Source organism: Actinomycetospora endophytica, assembly GCF_021026375.1.
In the GTDB taxonomy this organism is placed as follows: Bacteria; Actinomycetota; Actinomycetes; order Mycobacteriales; family Pseudonocardiaceae; genus Actinomycetospora; species Actinomycetospora endophytica.
Window position 1 is genome coordinate 337,764 of record NZ_JAJNDB010000004.1, and the last position, 16,698, is coordinate 354,461.

Annotated in this window: 18 protein-coding genes; 7 read left to right on the forward strand and 11 right to left on the reverse strand. The window is 72.1% G+C overall.

The annotated features are described in order from the left end of the window. Window positions 1-7 precede the first annotated feature (7 nt). From LQ327_RS19760 to LQ327_RS19775, 4 genes are read right to left on the reverse strand one after another with little or no spacing between them, the layout of a single operon-like run. The gene (locus LQ327_RS19760) at window positions 8-814 is read right to left on the reverse strand and encodes an IclR family transcriptional regulator (protein WP_230736857.1); all 807 of its coding nucleotides are present in this window, start codon (window positions 812-814) and stop codon (window positions 8-10) included. Next, a complete protein-coding gene (locus LQ327_RS19765) occupies window positions 814-1,902 on the reverse strand; it encodes a histidine phosphatase family protein (RefSeq protein ID WP_230736860.1) in 1,089 nt (362 codons plus the stop codon). The genes LQ327_RS19760 and LQ327_RS19765 overlap by 1 nt, the downstream gene beginning before the upstream one ends. Then, complete coding sequence (locus LQ327_RS19770; RefSeq protein ID WP_230736862.1) at window positions 1,902-2,846, reverse strand: catechol 2,3-dioxygenase; 945 nt, start codon at window positions 2,844-2,846, stop codon at window positions 1,902-1,904. The genes LQ327_RS19765 and LQ327_RS19770 overlap by 1 nt, the downstream gene beginning before the upstream one ends. A 10-nt stretch (window positions 2,847-2,856) precedes the next feature. Continuing rightward, window positions 2,857-3,771, reverse strand: a complete 915-nt coding sequence (locus LQ327_RS19775) for a catechol 2,3-dioxygenase (protein ID WP_230736863.1) — start codon at window positions 3,769-3,771, stop codon at window positions 2,857-2,859. Between the two features lie 183 nt (window positions 3,772-3,954). On the opposite strand from LQ327_RS19775, the gene LQ327_RS19780 reads away from it, so the two are divergent. The 7 genes from LQ327_RS19780 to LQ327_RS19810 all read left to right on the forward strand — a co-directional run bounded on the left by LQ327_RS19780 (window position 3,955) and on the right by LQ327_RS19810 (window position 9,101). Then, a complete protein-coding gene (locus LQ327_RS19780; RefSeq protein WP_230736865.1) occupies window positions 3,955-4,662 on the forward strand; it encodes a hypothetical protein in 708 nt (235 codons plus the stop codon). Further along, window positions 4,663-5,622 carry an IclR family transcriptional regulator gene (locus tag LQ327_RS19785; RefSeq protein ID WP_230736867.1) on the forward strand — a complete coding sequence of 320 codons (960 nt, stop codon included), beginning with the start codon at window positions 4,663-4,665 and terminating at the stop codon, window positions 5,620-5,622. Beyond that, entirely contained in the window at window positions 5,609-6,457 is an 849-nt protein-coding gene (locus LQ327_RS19790) for a 2-keto-4-pentenoate hydratase (protein WP_230736869.1), read from the forward strand. Before LQ327_RS19785 ends, LQ327_RS19790 begins: the two co-directional genes overlap by 14 nt. After that, window positions 6,454-7,221, forward strand: a complete 768-nt coding sequence (locus tag LQ327_RS19795) for a 2-keto-4-pentenoate hydratase (protein ID WP_230736871.1) — start codon at window positions 6,454-6,456, stop codon at window positions 7,219-7,221. Before LQ327_RS19790 ends, LQ327_RS19795 begins: the two co-directional genes overlap by 4 nt. Window positions 7,222-7,291: 70 nt before the next feature. Next, window positions 7,292-7,495 carry a 2-hydroxymuconate tautomerase gene (thmT, locus tag LQ327_RS19800; RefSeq protein ID WP_230736873.1) on the forward strand — a complete coding sequence of 68 codons (204 nt, stop codon included), beginning with the start codon at window positions 7,292-7,294 and terminating at the stop codon, window positions 7,493-7,495. 4 nt (window positions 7,496-7,499) lie between these two features. After that, window positions 7,500-7,856 carry a Rieske (2Fe-2S) protein gene (locus tag LQ327_RS19805; RefSeq protein WP_230736875.1) on the forward strand — a complete coding sequence of 119 codons (357 nt, stop codon included), beginning with the start codon at window positions 7,500-7,502 and terminating at the stop codon, window positions 7,854-7,856. Between the two features lie 75 nt (window positions 7,857-7,931). Further along, on the forward strand, window positions 7,932-9,101 hold the full coding sequence (locus tag LQ327_RS19810; RefSeq protein ID WP_230736877.1) for a cytochrome P450: 1,170 nt from the start codon (window positions 7,932-7,934) through the stop codon (window positions 9,099-9,101). Here the strand turns inward: LQ327_RS19810 and LQ327_RS19815 are convergent. The 7 genes from LQ327_RS19815 to LQ327_RS19845 all read right to left on the reverse strand — a co-directional run bounded on the left by LQ327_RS19815 (window position 9,064) and on the right by LQ327_RS19845 (window position 16,579). Beyond that, window positions 9,064-9,507, reverse strand: coding sequence for a universal stress protein (locus LQ327_RS19815; protein ID WP_230736879.1), 444 nt, complete (start codon window positions 9,505-9,507; stop codon window positions 9,064-9,066). The two genes, LQ327_RS19810 and LQ327_RS19815, sit on opposite strands and share 38 nt — an antisense overlap. 51 nt (window positions 9,508-9,558) lie before the next feature. Continuing rightward, complete coding sequence (locus LQ327_RS19820) at window positions 9,559-9,798, reverse strand: hypothetical protein (RefSeq protein ID WP_230736881.1); 240 nt, start codon at window positions 9,796-9,798, stop codon at window positions 9,559-9,561. Next, on the reverse strand, window positions 9,795-11,141 hold the full coding sequence (locus LQ327_RS19825) for a Rieske 2Fe-2S domain-containing protein (protein ID WP_230736883.1): 1,347 nt from the start codon (window positions 11,139-11,141) through the stop codon (window positions 9,795-9,797). Before LQ327_RS19825 ends, LQ327_RS19820 begins: the two co-directional genes overlap by 4 nt. An 89-nt stretch (window positions 11,142-11,230) precedes the next feature. Next, complete coding sequence (locus LQ327_RS19830) at window positions 11,231-12,187, reverse strand: cytochrome c oxidase assembly protein (RefSeq protein WP_230736885.1); 957 nt, start codon at window positions 12,185-12,187, stop codon at window positions 11,231-11,233. Window positions 12,188-12,248: 61 nt separating this feature from the next. Then, window positions 12,249-13,451: a L,D-transpeptidase gene (locus tag LQ327_RS19835; RefSeq protein WP_230736887.1), complete on the reverse strand. Its 1,203-nt coding sequence runs from the start codon at window positions 13,449-13,451 to the stop codon at window positions 12,249-12,251. A 213-nt stretch (window positions 13,452-13,664) separates the two neighbouring features. Then, entirely contained in the window at window positions 13,665-14,798 is a 1,134-nt protein-coding gene (locus LQ327_RS19840) for a PEP/pyruvate-binding domain-containing protein (RefSeq protein WP_230736889.1), read from the reverse strand. Next, complete coding sequence (locus LQ327_RS19845) at window positions 14,795-16,579, reverse strand: PEP-utilizing enzyme (protein WP_230736891.1); 1,785 nt, start codon at window positions 16,577-16,579, stop codon at window positions 14,795-14,797. Before LQ327_RS19845 ends, LQ327_RS19840 begins: the two co-directional genes overlap by 4 nt. Between the last annotated feature and the right edge of the window lie 119 nt (window positions 16,580-16,698).

A 16,698-nucleotide genomic window follows, 5' to 3' on the forward strand; every position in this document is an offset into this window, starting at 1 on the left:
TGCGGGTCTAGGCTCCCGCCCGGCCCAGCGCCGACGTGATCCGCTCCGCCGCCCTTCGCACGCCCTGGACGACCGCGGGCTTGCGCGGCCCGAGCATCCGCGACGTCGACCCGACGACCGAGACCGCGGCCACCGCCCGCCGTCCCGACCGTTCGTTGCCCGAGAGGATCGGCGCCGCGATCGAGGACCAGCCGAGGTCGTACTCGTCCCGGCAGGTGGCGTAGCCCTGCTCGCGGGTCTGCACCAGCGTGCGGCGCCAGCGCTGCGGGTCGACGACGGTGAAGGGCGTCCGCCGCTCCAGCCCGCGCTCCAGGATCGCCAGCGTCAGCTCCCGGTCCGACGCCGCGAGGACCCGCCCGATCGACGACGAGTGCGCCGGGTTGCGGTGGTAGTCGGTGCGGAACCGCAGCCCCGCGCCCGCGGTCTCGAGGCGCTCCAGGTAGAGCACGTCGGTGCCCACGGCCACGCCCAGCTGCACCGTCTCGCGCACGGTCTCCCGGAGCTCACCGAGCACCGGCATCGCGACCTCGCGCAGCAGCAACCGGTCCACCGCGAGCTGGCCGTACTCGAACAACCGCAGCCCGAGCCGGTAGCGCCCGGACCCGGAGCGCTCGAGCAGCCCGCCGGCCGCGAGCGCGGCGAGCATCCGGCACGCGGTCGACTTCGCGATCCCGAGCCGCGCGGCCACCTTCGTCGCCCCCAGTTCCGGCTCGGCGGCGAAGCAGTCGAGGACCGCGACCGCCGTCGACACCGACCGGAGCGGGGAGTCCTCGGCGTCGTCGGCGAGCACCGGCGAGAACGGCAGGACGGTCATCACGCCTCCCAGTCGGGGAACTCGTCCGCCGGAGGCACGTTCACCTCGGTGACGCGGTTGCGGTACGACACGAAGGCGGACCGGCCGCCCTCGCGCATCTTCACCCGGATCTCCTCGGTGTTGAGGGGCTCGCCGGGGTCGTAGCCGTGGGCCCACGTCGCGAACGCGCGCATCGGGCCGGAGTGCGTCGCCGCGAGGATGCGGCGGTGGGTGAGCGAGCCGTCCGCGCGACGGGACTCGTCCATGAGCCGGTGGAACCCGCGCCAGAACCGTCGGACACACATCGCGGGCGGCTCGAAGTACATCATCGGGACCGTCAGCCACTCCTGGATCGGGTCGGCCCCGCCCAGCTGGGTGCGGTAGAAGCGGTCGATCTCGACGAGCCACCGCGGCCGGTCGCCGACCGCCAGCCGCTCGAGCGTCTCGTTGGTCGCCTGGTACTGCCGGAACGCCGAGGTGACGTCGCGCAGCCCGTCGGGCGTCCACACGCCGAAGTTGCGCAGCTCCGGGATGGGCTCCGGGTTGGTGACGTCGGCGTCGATGCCCCACATCGACAGCCCGTCCTTGGCGCCGCGGAAGAGCTGGTCGGCGGTCTGGCGGGCGCGGTTGGTGTCGGCGCACACCAGCCGGACCTGGTCGCCGGGGTCGAAGCGCCGCGCGAGCTCGTGGCCGCGCCGGTGGGCCTGCCACGCGCCCATGGGGGTCAGCCCGGCGTCGGTCGAGTACCCCTGCGTGATGCCGTGCCGGATGATCGAGATCTCGCAGACGATCTTCTCGCTCGCCTTGCGCTCGATCGGTGCCGCGATCTCCTTGCCGCGGCTCGCCTCGGCGAGCGCGGGGGTGAACCGCTGGCCGTCGTAGGAGACGCTGGTGTCGATCGCACTTCCCGACGACGTTGCTCCCGACGACGGCGGGTGCGCGTCACCAGCTGTCGTCGTGCGCTCCCGGAAGCGGCGCAGGTAGAGCGGCGTGCCGTCGGACCCGCCGTCACCACCCCCGTCGTCGGGGACGGCCTGCCGTCGGGACCGGTACTTCGAGAGGTAGTCCGGCGTCTCGTAGCGGTCGACGGACCGCGGGTCGCGGGCCATCAGGAGTGCACCGTGAAGAAGCGCTCGTTGACCTGGCGGTGGTAGTAGAAGATCGCCCGGCCCATCTCCTCCTCGGTCCAGGTGATCGGTTCGAAGTCGGGGTCGACCCAGTAGCCGCCGGTGAACAGTTCGTTGCGGTTGCCGGCCGGGTCGAAGAAATAGGTCGTGTAGCCGCGGGTCACGCCGTGCCGCGTCGGCGCCACGTCGATGTTCACGCCGTGATAGGCGAGGGTGTCGGCGGCGTCGCGGATGCCGTTCCAGTCGTCCATCCAGAACGCGAAATGGTGCAGCGCGCCGTTCGGCCCGGTGATCACCGCGATGTCGTGCGGGGTGTGGGAATGCTCGAGGAACGTCGCGAGCTGGTGCCCGTCGTTCGCGAGGATCTGTTCGGTGAGCCGGAACTCGAGCAGTTCGCAGAAGAACGCGGTGAAAGCCTCGACGTCCTCGGCCATGACGAACAGGTGGTCCAGCCGGGGCGGCGCGATCCCGACGAGATCCATCGGCCGGGGCGGCGGGTTCGTCTGCGGGAGCATGTTCCCGACCCGCTCGGTCCCGTGGGTGAGCTCGACCAGGTGCCCGGACGGTGCCTCGAAGCGGATCGCCTCACCCCAGCCCGGACCGAGCTCGCGCAGCGCGAACCGCTTGACCGGCACCCCGGCGGCCTCGAGCTTCGCGGTGAAGTGGTCGAGGTCCTCGGGCGAGTGGAGCTTGAACGACATGTGGTCGAGGCCGTAGGTGGGCGCGGCGCGGAGGATCACCGAGTGGTGCTCGCGCTCGTCCCAGCACTTGAGGAAGACGCGCTCGGCGCCGTCGCGCTCGTCGCGGGCGGTCTCGACGAGGCCCAGCACCTCGGTGTAGTACGCGGTGGCGAGCTCGAGGTCGGGAACGCGGACCTCGACGTGCTGGAGTCGGAGGATGCGATCGGAGGTCGAGTTGGTCGGCATTCGAGGCTCCTCAGGTGTGCATGCGCAGGAAGCGCTGGCTGACGACGTTCTCGTAGTAGAAGAGGCCCTTGCCGAAGTTGTCCTCGGTCCAGGTGAGGATCTCGGTGTCGGGGTCGACCCAGTAGCCGCCGGTGAAGACCTCGTTGCGGATCCCGAGCGGGTCGAAGAAGTAGATGGTGTTGCCGCGGGTCACGCCATGACGAGTCGGGCCCTGGTCGATCTGCACGCCGTTGTAGGCGAGCGTGTCGGCGGCCTTGCGGACGTGGTCCCAGTCGTCGAGCCAGTAGGCCCAGTGGTGCAGCGCGCCGTTCGGCCCGTTGACGATCGCGATGTCGTGCGGTGAGTTCGTCCGGCCGGCGAGCCAGACGCCCAGCTGGTGACCGTTCCCGTCGAGCACCTGCTCGGTCAGGCGCAGCCCGAGCACCTCCATGAAGAACCGCGCGGACTCGGCGACCTCCTCGGCGTTGACCAGCATGTGGTCCATCCGCGGCGGCGCGATGCCGGGCAGGTCGGGCGGCGGGACGGGCGCGGGGTTGTGCTTGCCGAGCAGGTTGCCGGTCTTCTCGATGTCCCAGACCAGCTCCATGATCTGGCCGGACGGGACCTCGAACCGCAGCGACTCGCCCTGGCCGACGGCCTCCCCGCGGCTGACCCGGCTGGTGGGGCAGCCGTAGGCCTCCACCTTGTTCTCGAAGTCGGCCAGGTCGTCCTCGGCCTCCACGCGGAACGTGAAGGAGTCCAGCCCGGTGCGCGGGTTGTAGCGCATCCGCAGCGAGTGGTGGTCCTCCTCGTCCCAGCACTTGAGGTAGACCGCGTCCTCGGTCCGGGCGACCTGCTGCAGGCCCATGACCTCGGTGTAGTACGCGGTCGACAAGTCCAGGTCGGGGGTCCGCACGTCCACGTGCGCGAGTCGCAGGATGCCCACGTCCGGTCCTCTCGGGTGGGGTGCCGGCGGAAGGCCGGTGTGCTTGACGTCACGACGCTAGCCGCCCTAGCGTTCCGGAGAGAAGAGCAACCGTTCCGGCTTCCGGAACGGTTGGCGCGGAGCGCATGTGCGTGCGTTTCCGTGTCAGGACACGGAAACGCACGCACATGCCGGAGGCGAAACGTGGCCGACCCGATGGCGATGCGCCGCGCGGTCGCGGGCTACGTCGAAGGCATCCACCGGGCCTACGCCCAGCAGGCCTCGACGTTCCCGCCGGCGGTCCGCGGCCGGATGCCGCTGCTGGCCGCCGGACGGTTCACCGTCGTCGCCGCCGGGGCGCGCAACCTGCACGTGCTGGCGACGACGGAGCCCCTCGGCCCGCTGCAGGGCGAGGAGGTCGAGCTGCCGGGATCGCTCGACGGTCTCGAGTGGACGGTGCGCTTCTACGACCCGGTCGTCCTCCCCGCGCTCGGCGTGATCGACGAGGGTGACGCTGCGCGGCCCGACGAGGTCCGCGGCTGCCTGGGAATCTCGACCGTGCTCTACCACCTGGTGACCCAGCCCGGGTCGGGTCTCTCGCCGCATCACGCGGGCCACGTCGGGTCCGGTCTGGCCAGCGGTCACTCCGCTGCGGCCCGCGACTTCGACACGCTCCGCTCGCGGGCCCGCGGCCGGGAGGCGCTGGTCGACGAGATGCAGGGCGCCGCGGTCGCCGGCCTCGCCCGCGCCCAGGTGCTGCTCGCCCGTGCGATCGCCCCGCACAATCCCGCCGTCGGTGAGGCGGTCGACTCCGCGCTGCGCCCCGGAGCCGACCTCGACCCGGACGGCGTGCGCCGGGTCCTCGTCGGCGCCCTCGGGGGTACCGCGGCGAGCACGGTCGGGGCGGTCTGAGTGGACGCTCCGCTGCACTCGGTCACGAACGCCGCCCGCCTGCTGAAGGCGTTCCTCTCCCGGGAGGAGACGCTCGGGGTCTCGGAGCTCTCCCGCCGACTCGGGCTCGGCAAGAGCGCCGTGCACCGGCTGCTGGCGACGCTCGCCGCGGAGGGCCTCGTCTCCCGGGACGCCGACGGTGGGTACCGGCTCGGCCTGGTCGTGTTCGAGCTCGGTGAGGCGGTGCGCTCGCACATGGACCTGCACGCGGCCGCCGGCCCGGTCCTGGTCGAGCTGCGCGAGCAGACCGGGGAGTCCTCGCAGGTGGGGGTGCTCGACGGCGACGAGGTCGTCTATGTCGACCGGCTCGAGAGCACCCACTCGCTGCGGCTGTTCCACGAGACCGGTCGCCGGGTCCCGCTGCACTGCACCAGCTCGGGGAAGGTTCTGCTGGCGTCACTGCCGGTGGAGCGGCGCGAGCGGATCCTCGCCGCCGGGCTGCGCGAGCACACCCCGCACACGATCGTCACCCCCGACGCCCTGCGCGCCGAGCTCGCTGCCGTGCAGGAGCGGGGGTGGGCGGACGCGGTGAACGAGCGCGAGCTCGGGGTCGCCTCTCTCGCCGCTCCCGTCCGCGGTCCCGGTGGTGCCGTGGTCGCGGCCATCAGCGTCGGCGCCCCGATCACCCGCTTCCGGGCCATCCCGCGCCAGCGTCTCGCGCGCTGGGTCGTCGAGGCGGGGGAGGCGGTGTCGCGGCGCTTGGGCTGGTCGCCGGAGACGGAGCATCAAGGGGAGCACGCCGATAGGGTGAGTCGACCATCCAGTACGGAGTGCGAACAGCCTGACCGCAGCGGCCCGCCGTCGTCGGGAACGGAGACCGAACGACGCGACCGCAGCGACCCGCCGTCGTCGGGAGCAGGATCGTCGTCGTCCACCGTCCGCACGCCGAACGGCCAGGAGGCCGCGCATGCCCGTGTCTGAATCGCTCGATGCCCCGGGCAAGGCCCGCGCGCTCTACGAGGCGCGCCGCACCCGCGTCCCGATCGCGCCCTTCACCGACGCCGACCCCTCGCTGGGCATGGCGGAGGGCTACGCGATCCAGCGCGAGCTGCTGCCGCTGCTGCTGGCGGACGGGGACCGCGTCGTCGGGTACAAGGTCGGGCTGACGTCGACCGCGATGCAGCGGATGGTCGGGGTCGACTCGCCCGATCACGGGCCGGTGCTCGCCTCGACGGTCTACCGCGACGGCGACTCGCTGCCCCTCGACCGCTTCATCGCGCCCAAGGTCGAGGCGGAGATCGTCTTCGTGATGGGGGAGCGGCTGCTCGGGCCCGGGATCGGACCGACGGACGCGGCACGCGCGGTCGCCGGGGCGGCCGCGTCGATGGAGATCGTCGACTCCCGGATCGCGGACTGGCGGATCAAGCTCGCGGACACGGTGGCCGACCTGGCGTCGAACGGCGCGGTGGCGGTCTCGTCGCGCGTGGTGCCGCTGGCGGGACTGGACACGCGGCTGGTCGGGATGACCCTGACGCGCAACGGCGAGCTGATCGACACCGGGGCGGGCGCGGCGGCGCTGGGCGATCCGCTCGCGGTCGTGGCGTGGCTCGCGAACGTGCTCGGCGAGCACGGGGTGGCGCTCGAACCGGGGCACCTGGTGATGACGGGCGCCCTGCACGCGGCGGTGCCGATGGCCGCGGGCGAGGTGTACCGGGCGGAGTTCGATCGGCTCGGGCCGGTGTCGATCCGCGTGACGGCGGGAGACGCAGCGAAGCGGAGCTCGACCACGACGACCGGTGCGGAGGTGGCGGCGTGAGTGCGGATGTCCAACAGTTGGCGGCGCGGCTGTCGAAGGCCGTGGCGGAACGGACGGCGATCGAGCCGCTGACCGACGAGGTCCCCGACCTGGATCTCGAGACCGGCTACGCCGTGCAGCGGGTGTTGCGCGAGCAGGCCGGCCCGATCGCGGGCTGGAAGCTCGGGGTCACCTCCCGGGCGAAACAGGCGCAGGTCGGGGTGTCCGCGCCGGTCTGCGGGTTCCTGCCGGCCGCCGGGGCGCTCGATCTCGGCGAGCCGCTGTCGGTGTCGTCGCTGATCCAGCCGCGGGCCGAGCCGGAGATCGTGTTCGTGCTCGGTCGCGACCTCTCGGGGGCGCACTGCACGGCGGTCGACGTGCTCTCGGCGACGTCGGGTCTGGCGGTCGGCATAGAGGTGCTCGACTCCCGGTTCCGCGACTACCGCTTCACGATGGCCGACGTCGTCGCGGACAACACCTCGGCGGCGCGCTACCTCGTCGGGAGCCCGGTACCGCCGGCCGGGATCGACGTCCGGCTGGTGGGCGTGGTGCTGGAGAAGAACGGCGAGGTGATCGCGACGGCTTCCGGGGCGGCCTCGCTCGGACACCCGGCGGCGGCGGTGGCGTGGCTGGTGCGCCGGTTGGCGGCGTCCGGGGAGGGGCTGCGTGCCGGGGAGGTCGTGCTCTCCGGCGGCCTGACCGCGGCGACCCCGGTGACGCCCGGTGATGTGGTGACCGTGTCGATCGACCGGCTCGGCACGGTGGAGATGGCTGTTTCGAGCTGACGCTCTCGTGCGTGCGTTTCCGTGTCAGAACACGGAAACGCACGCACGGGGCCCGACGGAGGAGGGCCGAATGCCCCTGGTCCAGATCACGCTCGCCCGCGGGCGGACCCCCGAGCAACTCGCCGCGCTCGGGGAGAAGGTGACCGCGGCGGTGTCCGAGGCGGTGGGTGCCCCGGCGGGCAACGTCCGCGTCGTCGTCACCGAGTGCGAGCCCGAGCACTGGTTCGTCGGCGGGGAGTCGTTGGCGGAGCTCCGGTCGTCCGGCCGGCGGTGAGGACGTGCTCGTCGACCTCGGCGACCCGGCCGGGCGGTCCGCCTGGACGGTGACCGCCGACGACGGCCGCGCGTTCGCCGTCTTCGTGCTCGACGACGGGTCGGTGCGGGTGAGCGACGCGGCCTGCCCGCACAACGGCGGCCCGCTGGTCGAGGGGCAGGTCCGCGGGGTCGACGTCCGCTGCCCGTGGCACTGGTACCGCTTCGACCTCGACTCCGGCGCCTGCCGGACCACGACGATGTTCGCGCTCACGGTGTACCCGGTGCTCGAGGTCGACGGGCGGCCGCACGCGGACGTCGGGGACGCGCCGCCCACGCTGTCGTGGTCCGAGCGGCTGCGGGCGCACGCGAGAGACGCGTAGGCCGCCCAGGGAAGTGGGAGCGGGCTTTCGTTTTCGGTGCTACGGTCGGTGACGCCGCCACCTTGAGGAGTCACCGTGACCGTCGACGCCAAGGACCTCCCGCTCCACGTGCAGCGGGACCACTTCGATCCGCCCGCGGCCGTCAGCGCCCTCCGCGACCAGCCCGGCCTCGAGCGGGTCACCGACGCCCTCGGGCAGCCCGCCTGGCTCGTGACCCGCTACGACGAGGCCCGCGAGGTCCTCGGCGACGCGACCCGCTTCTCCAACGAGCGGGTGCCCGCCGTCCGCATCCCCGGCACCGACCCTGCCGTCTTCCGCGCCGGCAACCTGCTCATGAACGACCCGCCCGAGCACACCCGACTGCGGCGCCTGCTCACCGGCGAGTTCACCGTCAAGCGGATCCGGCGCCTGCAGCCGCGGATCTCGGCGTTCGTCGACGCCCAGCTCGACGCCATGGCCCAGGCCGGCCCGCCCGCCGACCTCGTCACCGACTTCGCGCTGCCCGTCCCGAGCCTCGTCATCTGCGAGCTGCTCGGCGTGCCCTACGAGGACCGCGACGACTTCCAGACCCGCGCGGGCAAGCAGATCGACCTCACCCTGTCGCTGGAGGAGCGCGGCCGGGTCGCCGCCGAGTCCCGGGCCTACATGGGCGAGCTGGTCGACCGCGCGTTCGCCGCCCCAGGGGACGACATGCTCGGGATGCTGGTCCGCGAGCACGGCGACGACCTCACCCGCAACGAGCTCATCGGGATCGCCTCGCTGCTGCTCATCGCCGGGCACGAGACCACCGCGAACATGCTCGCCCTGGGCACGCTCGCGCTGCTGCGCCACCCCGAGCAGGCCGCCCTGGTGCGCGACGACCCGACCGCCACCGCGCCCGCCGTCGAAGAGCTCATGCGGTACCTGTCGATCGTGCACGCGAGCGTGCCGCGCGTCGCGATCGCCGACACCGAGGTCGCGGGGACGCCGATCGCGGCGGGGGAGATGGTGCTCGTCTCGCTGGCGGCCGCCGACCGGGACCGTGCGCTCGTCGAGGACCCCGACCAGCTCGACATCGGCCGCGCGGGCGCCCCGCACGTGGCGTTCGGGCACGGCGTGCACCACTGCCTCGGCGCGCCGCTCGCGCGCATGGAGATGGCGACGGCGTTCCCCGCGCTGCTCCAGCGGTTCCCGACGCTGGCCACCCCGGTCGACCTCGACAGCGCACCTAGGGGACGACCGTCACCGGCCACTTCCCCGCCTTGATCAACCGTCCCGCGAGCGACCCGACGAACCGGTGCCCGGCCTTCATCGAGGCCCCGACGACGACGGCGTCCGCGCGCAGGTCGTCCGCGGCGCGCACGATCTCCAGGTACGGGTCGCCGTGCACCATCATCAGCCGCGCCTCCATCTCGAGCAGGCGCAGGTACTCCTTGGCCTGCTCGTGGAGGTCGGCGGCGAGGTCGTGCGCGGACTCCGCGAGCACCGTGACCGCGTCGGCGGACAGCGAGGACATCGCGGGCGTGGTCGTCACGGTGATGACGACGAGCTCGGACCGCTGCCGCCGGGCCAGCCCGACGGCGTAGGCGCCGGCCCGCAACGACGTCGTCGACCCGTCGACCGCCGCCAGGATCAGCTTCGGGCCGTCGGTACCGAGCTCGAACCCCTCCACGGCGATGATTCTGCTCCCCGTGGCCCGGTTCCGTCGATCAAGGGAATCGCCTCAGTGCGGCGGCTCGTGTCCGACGACCGTCTCGCCGGTCGGGACGATCTCCCCGGTCCACCCGCAGGCCGCGCACCAGCAGTAGAAGCGCCGGTCGTCGCCCTCCCAGAACTCCGATGCGAGGTCGACCTCGCCCGCGCAGCCGGGGCAGAACCGCGGCGCGTCCCGACGGTGCGCCTCGGCGTCCGCCGCGAAGCGACGGTCCGGCGGCGCCGATCGCCGCTCCGGCGGCGAGGTCATCCGACCTGTCCCGAGTCCACCTGGGCCTCGGTGCCCGGCGCCAGCGTCGCGTCGCCGATCCCGCCCTCCGGAGTGAACGACGTCCGCCCGGCCGCCTTGTCCTTCCCGACCTGCTCCGCGGCGGAGAGATGCACCTTGCGGATCGTGTCGAGCATCGGCGAGAAGCGGGTGGAGCCCATGTCGCAGAAGTCGAGCGCGAACTGCGCCCCGCCCGCGTGGAACTTGTCCTTCTCGCAGGGCAGGTCGATCCGCTCGTGCTCTTCGCGGATCGTGCCCAGCGGGTCCTCACCGTTCTCGACGGCCGCCATCTGCTGCTTGAACATCTTGCGCAGCATCGAGACGCCGATGTCGGAGCGGCCCAGGTGCTCCGTCGTGCGGTCCGTGATCGGACCCTGGGTGCACCAGGCCATGATGTCCTGGCCCTCGACGTAGTTCACGACGTGGCGGCCGCGCTCGTCGAACACCGGGATCTCGTAGTCCGGGACCGCCGGCTGCGACAGCGGCTCGTAGCCCTCGGGGGCGTGGACCGTGTAGAGCATGAACCGGGTCGTCGTGCGGTTGATCGGGATCCGCAGCTGCATCTGGTGGATGCCGCCGCCCCCGACGCGCATGTTGTAGGGGAAGACGAGCGGGTGCCCGACCTTCCAGTCGTCGTTGTCCTCGCTCGCCCCGGCCAGGATGCGGCGCTTGATGATGCCCCACTCGAAGGCGTCGAACCCGATGCGCTGGTGCGCCTTGCCGAACGACGGGGGAGCCGTGAAGCCCTCGTGGCGGCCGATGAACTCGAAGTAGCGCCCGTGCAGGAACTCGACGTGGTGCGGGTCGACCGCGTTCTCCATGATCTGCACGTAGTTGCACGGCAGATCCGCCCAGCCGATGTCGCGGAAGCCGTCCATCACGTAGACGTCGAAACGGGGCAGCTCGGGCGCCGGGGCCGGCCCGACGTAGGCCCAGACCAGCCCGCCCATCTCCTCGACCCGACCCGCCGTCGCACGCACGCGGTTCTGGAAGTTGGTGTTCTCCTTCTCTGCCGGCTGGTCGGTGCACGCGCCGTCGGTGTCGAACTTCCAGCCGTGGTACGGGCAGCGCAGGCCGTCGTCCTCGACGACGCCGTAGGCCATCGACGCCTTCCGGTGCGGGCAGGGCTCGGGGATGATCCCGTACCGCCCCGACGGCGAGCGCCAGAGCGCGAAGAACTCCCCGAGCAGCTCGACCCGCTTGACGGGGAACTCGGCCAGCTCGCGGGTGAACGCGACGGGGTACCAGTAGCGCCGCAGGACCTCGCCCATGCGGGTCCCGGGCTCGACGGCGGTGAGCTCGTCGTTCTGCTCGGCGGTCAGCACGGCGGCATCCCCTCCAGTGGTGGTGGTCCACCTCACGCTAGGTGGGCCGACCCCGGCGGAGAAGCGGGCTGTGCCGGAGCGCGGGACGGCTACCCGTGATCGCGGTGCAGCCGGGCCAGCATCCGGTTGTAGGCGGCCAGGGCCTCGTCGTCGTCGTCGAGGTCGTCGCCGGTCCCGTCGTCGCCGGTCTGGTCGGAGATCGCCGAGCGCCGGGCCGATTCCAGCCACGGGCCGAAGTCCACCCGCCCGCTCGGGTCCGAGACCCACAGCCTGCCGAGCAGGACCATGATCACCATCATCAGCGCGTCGCCGCCGACCCACATGATCCCGCCCCCGAGGTGCACGCCCTCGAGGTCGTAGGCGGGGAACATCGTCGCCGGCGCGAGCATGAGCACGACGCCGACCAGCGTGTCGACGCCCATGGCGATCAGCATGAGCACGAACCGCACGAAGTAGGCCGGCCGGTTCGGGAGCAGGTCGACGCCGATGGCGGTGTGGAAGAACAGCAGGCCGGCGACGAGGTAGAGCGCCTGCTCGGTGTAGTGCAGGCCCATCGAGGAGGCCATGGCCTGCATGAACCCGGTGAGGTGGGTGAGGACGACGACGGCCGCGTAGACGAGCAGGACGGTGCCGGGGAACGTGATCGCCCGCGCGACCGGGCTCGCCAGAGTCGCGTCGAACGCCCGCCCAGCGCCACCGGGCAGGGTGTCGCGCAGCAGTTCCAGCGGGTGTCCCGCCACCCAGAACGCCGGGATCACCATGATCAGCATCAGGTGCATGACCATGTGCACCGCGAACGCGCCGTGGCCGAACACCGCGATCCCGGAGTTCCAGGTCACGACGGCGGCCGCGAGCGCGGCCAGGAACGAGGCGGTGCGCCGCACCGGCCAGGAGCCGTGCCGCGTCGCGCCGGTCAGGTAGAGCGCACCCAGCACGACGAGCACCGCGTCCACACCCCAGGCCGGCTCCCAGGTGGTGAGGACGTCCACCCACGCCGGCCCCGGGACCCGCCCCATCGGCCCCATCTGTCGAGCAACTCCAGCCACGGGCCCCATCGTGCTCCGACCCCCGTCGGACGGCAGCACACCGGGGGTCGGGGTCCCGAACCTAGACCGGCAGCGCCGAGAGCTTCTGCCACTCCGGCCAGGTGTACGACCAGTCGTAGATGTCGGTCTTGGGCATCGGCACCGGGCTGCCCGTGACCTCCACCGGGTCGCCGAAGATCGCGGTGTTGAAGTAGGCCTGGGCGTCCTGTGGCGAGAGGTTCACGCACCCGTGGGTGACGTTCTCGTTGCCCTGGGCCCCCTCGGAGAGCGGGTTGGCGTGGATGAACTCGCCGTTGTTGGAGATCCGGACGGCCCAGTGCTCCGGCACGTTGTTGTAGCCGTACGCCGGGTTGGACATGAGCACCGTCTGCTGCTTGCTCATCACGACGTGGACGCCGTTGGTGGTGTTGCGGTTCGGGTCGGAGCCCAGGCCGTAGCTCGCGGGCACGGTCATCACCGGCTTGCCGTCCCGGACGACGACCATCTGGAACGAGTTCACGTCGGCCTTGACGATCTGGGAGCGGCCGATCGTGAAGTGCGAGCTGACGTCGGCCTTGCCCCAGTTCCCGCCGCCGGTGTCCACCCCCTGCAGGTTCGCCGCGACGGTGACCTGCGTGCCGGGCTGCCAGTAGCCCTCGGGCCGCCAGTGCACCCGGGAGCCCTGCGCGGTGTCGGGGAGCCATCCCCAGGACCCCGTCGTCGGGACCGAGGTCTGCACCGACAGTGCGCGCTGCGCCGCGGCCTTGTCGGTGACCGGGCCGTTGAACTGGACGATGATCGGGGCCCCGATGCCGACGGTGTTCCCGTCGCCGATGTTCAGGTTCGCGGCGATCGTGTTCTGCGGGTCGACGGTCGTGAACGTGCCGGTGACCCGCTGCGCGGCGCCGTTCGCGTCGACCGCGGCGCCCTTCCACGTGTACGTGGTGTTGTAGGCCAGCGTCGCGGTGCTCGCCCAGCCGTCCGGCGTCGGACGTCCGGCGACGGCGGAGCCGTCCGGGCCGGTGAGGGCGACGTCGGTGAGCCGGCCGTTCGCCACGTGGACGGCCGCGGGCTGGGCCGGGGCGACCCCGGTGGCGCCGTTGGCGGGCGTGGTCGTGATCTGGACCTGGGGCGTGGACGGTGCGTCGGCCTGCGCCTCCGAGCTGCTCCCGCCGGCCGACCCCGGCCCGGCGTTCGCCCGCTCGATCGTGCCCCACACGGTGACCGCGGCGAGAGCCACCGCGAACGTCACCATCACCCCGAGCAGAAGACGCCCGAGCGCCATCGACCCACACCCCCTGTGTGTCGTCCTCACCAGCGTCCCCGGGCGTCCCGGGGCCTCATCGTCGGACGTGTCGGTTCCGACGCGGTTCCACCATGGTGCCCCCGGTGTCACACGGAGGTGGTGCGGCGCACCGGTCGCGGGCGGATTCGTGACCTGGCGGCCGCCGTCCCCACGGTAACGGGCCAGGTGGGTCTCGCGGACCGCCCGGGGTCGCTAGCGGCCGGGGATGGGCTTCCCCGAGAACAGGTACTTCTGGGCGAGGGCCACCGGGTCGTAGGCGGGTGCCGAGGACACGGCGGGCTCCGGATCCGCGGTCGTCACCGGCCGGGTCTGGACGATGCACACCGGGTCGCCCGCCCGACGGTGCCTGCTGATCACCCACTCGACGTCGACCGCGTGCCCGTAGTGCTCCTCGATGGCGGTGACGGCCGACGCGATCGCGCCGATCTGCTCGTCGTCGAGCACGCGGCGGTCGGCCAGCTTGGCGGGCATCTCGATCTCCGTGACGGCGCCGACCGCGAAGTCGAACGCGCTCACGATCTTCTTGTGTGCCACGTCGTAGCGCAGCACCCGCCCGTCCGCCTTCCCCACCTCGACGTGGTCGGGGTCGACCAGGCCCTGGACGATCGCCTCGCCCCAGCCCCAGCTGGTCTCGACGACGACGCGGTCCCGCTTTCCCGTGACGGGGTGCACCGAGAACGCCACCCCGGAGGCCCGGGCGTGGATGAGCTCGATGACCCCGACCGCGATCGGCATGTCGTGGTGGCTGATGCCGCGCCGCAGTCGGTAGGCCAGGGCCCGGGCCGTGAACAACGACCCCCAGCAGCGCCGCACCGAGTCCAGCACCCGCTCGATGCCCGAGACGCCGAGGTAGGTGTCGAAGATCCCGGCGAACGAGGCGTCGGCGGCGTCCTCCCCGGTGGCCGACGAGCGCACCGCGACGGGCACGTTGACGTCGACGCACCGCAGGCACAGCTCCTCGTAGGCCTCGGTGAGCCGGGCGGTGAGGTGCTCGCTGATCGGGGTGGCCACGAAGAGCTCGCGGATGGCGGCCGACGCCTGGTCGACCTCGAGCTCCGACGGGTCGGGGCCGAGGCTGGCGAGGACCGCGTCGATCCGCCCGTCGAGACCGGAGTCCCGGCAGTGGCGGAGGTAGGCGTCGACGGTGACCGCGAAGCCCTGGGGCACCTGCACCCCGGAGGCCAGCAGCTCGGCGAGGCGGCCCATCTTGGCGCCGCCGCAGGCCACCGCCGCCTCGGGCGCCACCTCGTCGAGCCACGCGACGGCGTCGCAGCTGTGCCGCTCGAGCCCCGCGCCGTCCCCGGTCTCCGTCGACGCCGTCGTCATGCGGGAACCTCCGAGGTCGCCCCGGCGGCCGGGGCGACGACGTCCGCGGCCTTGGTGAGGATCGTGACGGTGCCGTTGGTCCCGTCGATCTCGACCTCGTCGCCGTCGGAGATCGACAGCGTCGCGACGCCGGTGGCGGTGACCGTCGGGACGCCGTACTCGCGGCCGACGATGGCGGCGTGGGAGAGCATCCCGCCGCCGTCGCAGGCACAGCCGGCGATCTTGCCGAAGGCCGGCGTCCAGTTCGGCGAGGTCGACTCGCAGATCAGGATCGAGCCGGGCTCCAGGCGGTGCAGCTCGTCGGACGACTGGAGCACCCGCGCGATGCCCCGCACGGTGCCCTTGGCGGCGGCGACCCCGGAGATCGTCGTCTGCGCGGCGGCGTCGGGGTTCTGGACGGCCCTGATCGAGTGCGGGTTCAGCCCGAAGATCTCGATGAGGATCGGGTCCTCGACGGCCTCCGGGATCGTCCCGAGCACCTTCGGCATCTCGCTGCGGCGGCCGTGCCAGTGGTCGAAGTACTGACGGCGGGCGTCGACGAGGCCGCGCAGGCTCGCGTCGTAGGGCTTGTCGCCGGAGGCGACGTCGCGCAGCTCCGGCCAGAACAGGTAGAGCATGTCGTCGTGCCGGTCGGCCTTGACCCGGCTCGCGAGTTCCTGGCAGCCCCAGCGCAGCGGGAGCATGACCTTGAGGTCGATGTAGTAGTTGTGGTCGTCCTGCCACCACGGGAAGTTGGCCTGCTGGTTGGAGGTGAGGCCGGCGTCGAACACCGCCTGTTCCTCCCGGGTGAGGCCGGCGCGGGCGTTCTCGATCGCCTCCTCCCGCTCGGCCATCGCGTTGCGGGCGGCCTGGTCGAAGTCGTGCGAGTCCCGCCGCTGCAGGAACGTCTTCACCAGGTTCAGGGGGATCGTGTTGTCCTCGACCCAGCTCGGCACGCCGACGTCGCAGGTGGCCTCGGCGCGGTAGCCGTAGATCCGCAGGAACTCGTCGAACTCGGTCAGCCAGATCGACGCGGCGCCGCCGTGCCGGGCGAGCGCGTCGCGCAGCTGCCCGCCGTCGTGCGCCTCGAAGACCGGCTCGAGCCCCGCGGCGCGTGCCTTCAGCGCGAGGTCGTAGAGCTTGCGGTCGGTCTCCATGATCTTGGTGTCCTCGCCCTGGAGGAACTTGCCGATCTCGTTCGGGTTGATGCCCATGTCCGCGCAGGCCCCGTAGAAGCCCAGGAAGTTCGCGAGCATCGGGTACATGACGCCGAAGTGGATCTCCATCGCGCGCTTGTGGTAGCGGCGGCCCTGGGCGAGCAGGTTCGGGAGCTCGTCGCCGCGGACCTGGGAGAAGTCGATGCCCCGGAAGTACGACCAGGTGTTCTCCAGCTCGTCGCGGCCGGATTCCCAGATGCTGCGGTAGTTCGTCAGGAAGTACGGGAGGTTGGTCGCGATGCGCCCGGCGCGCGCCTCGATCTCGCGGGGGTCGGTCTCCGGCAGCGCCGAGCCGTAGAGGTGGGTGCCCGCGAAGCGCGCGGTCACGCCGCGGCCCGGCGGCAGCGGGAGCGACTCGGCGGCGTGCTGGGTGCCCCAGCAGTAGCCGTCGCCGCTCCACAGCGTGGCGCCCAGCGGGGTGAGGCCGCGCGACCAGTGGAAGTCGAGGAACCAGAACTGATTCTCGTCGCCGGGCTTGAAGGGACCGGCCGGGTCGACGATCCACGGCATGTCGAAGTACTCGGGCTTGTACCCGGGGTACCACTCGCCCGTGCTGTAGGCGTCGACCGGAACGACGTTGGCCATCTGACCCTCCTCGGCGGTGAGATCGAGCCGACCGTGATCCAAGCTCAAGAGTGACGCAAGCAACACGTTCGCGGGGACGGAACGTTGCTCCCGAGGGAACGGGCGGGTCCCCGCCGGAC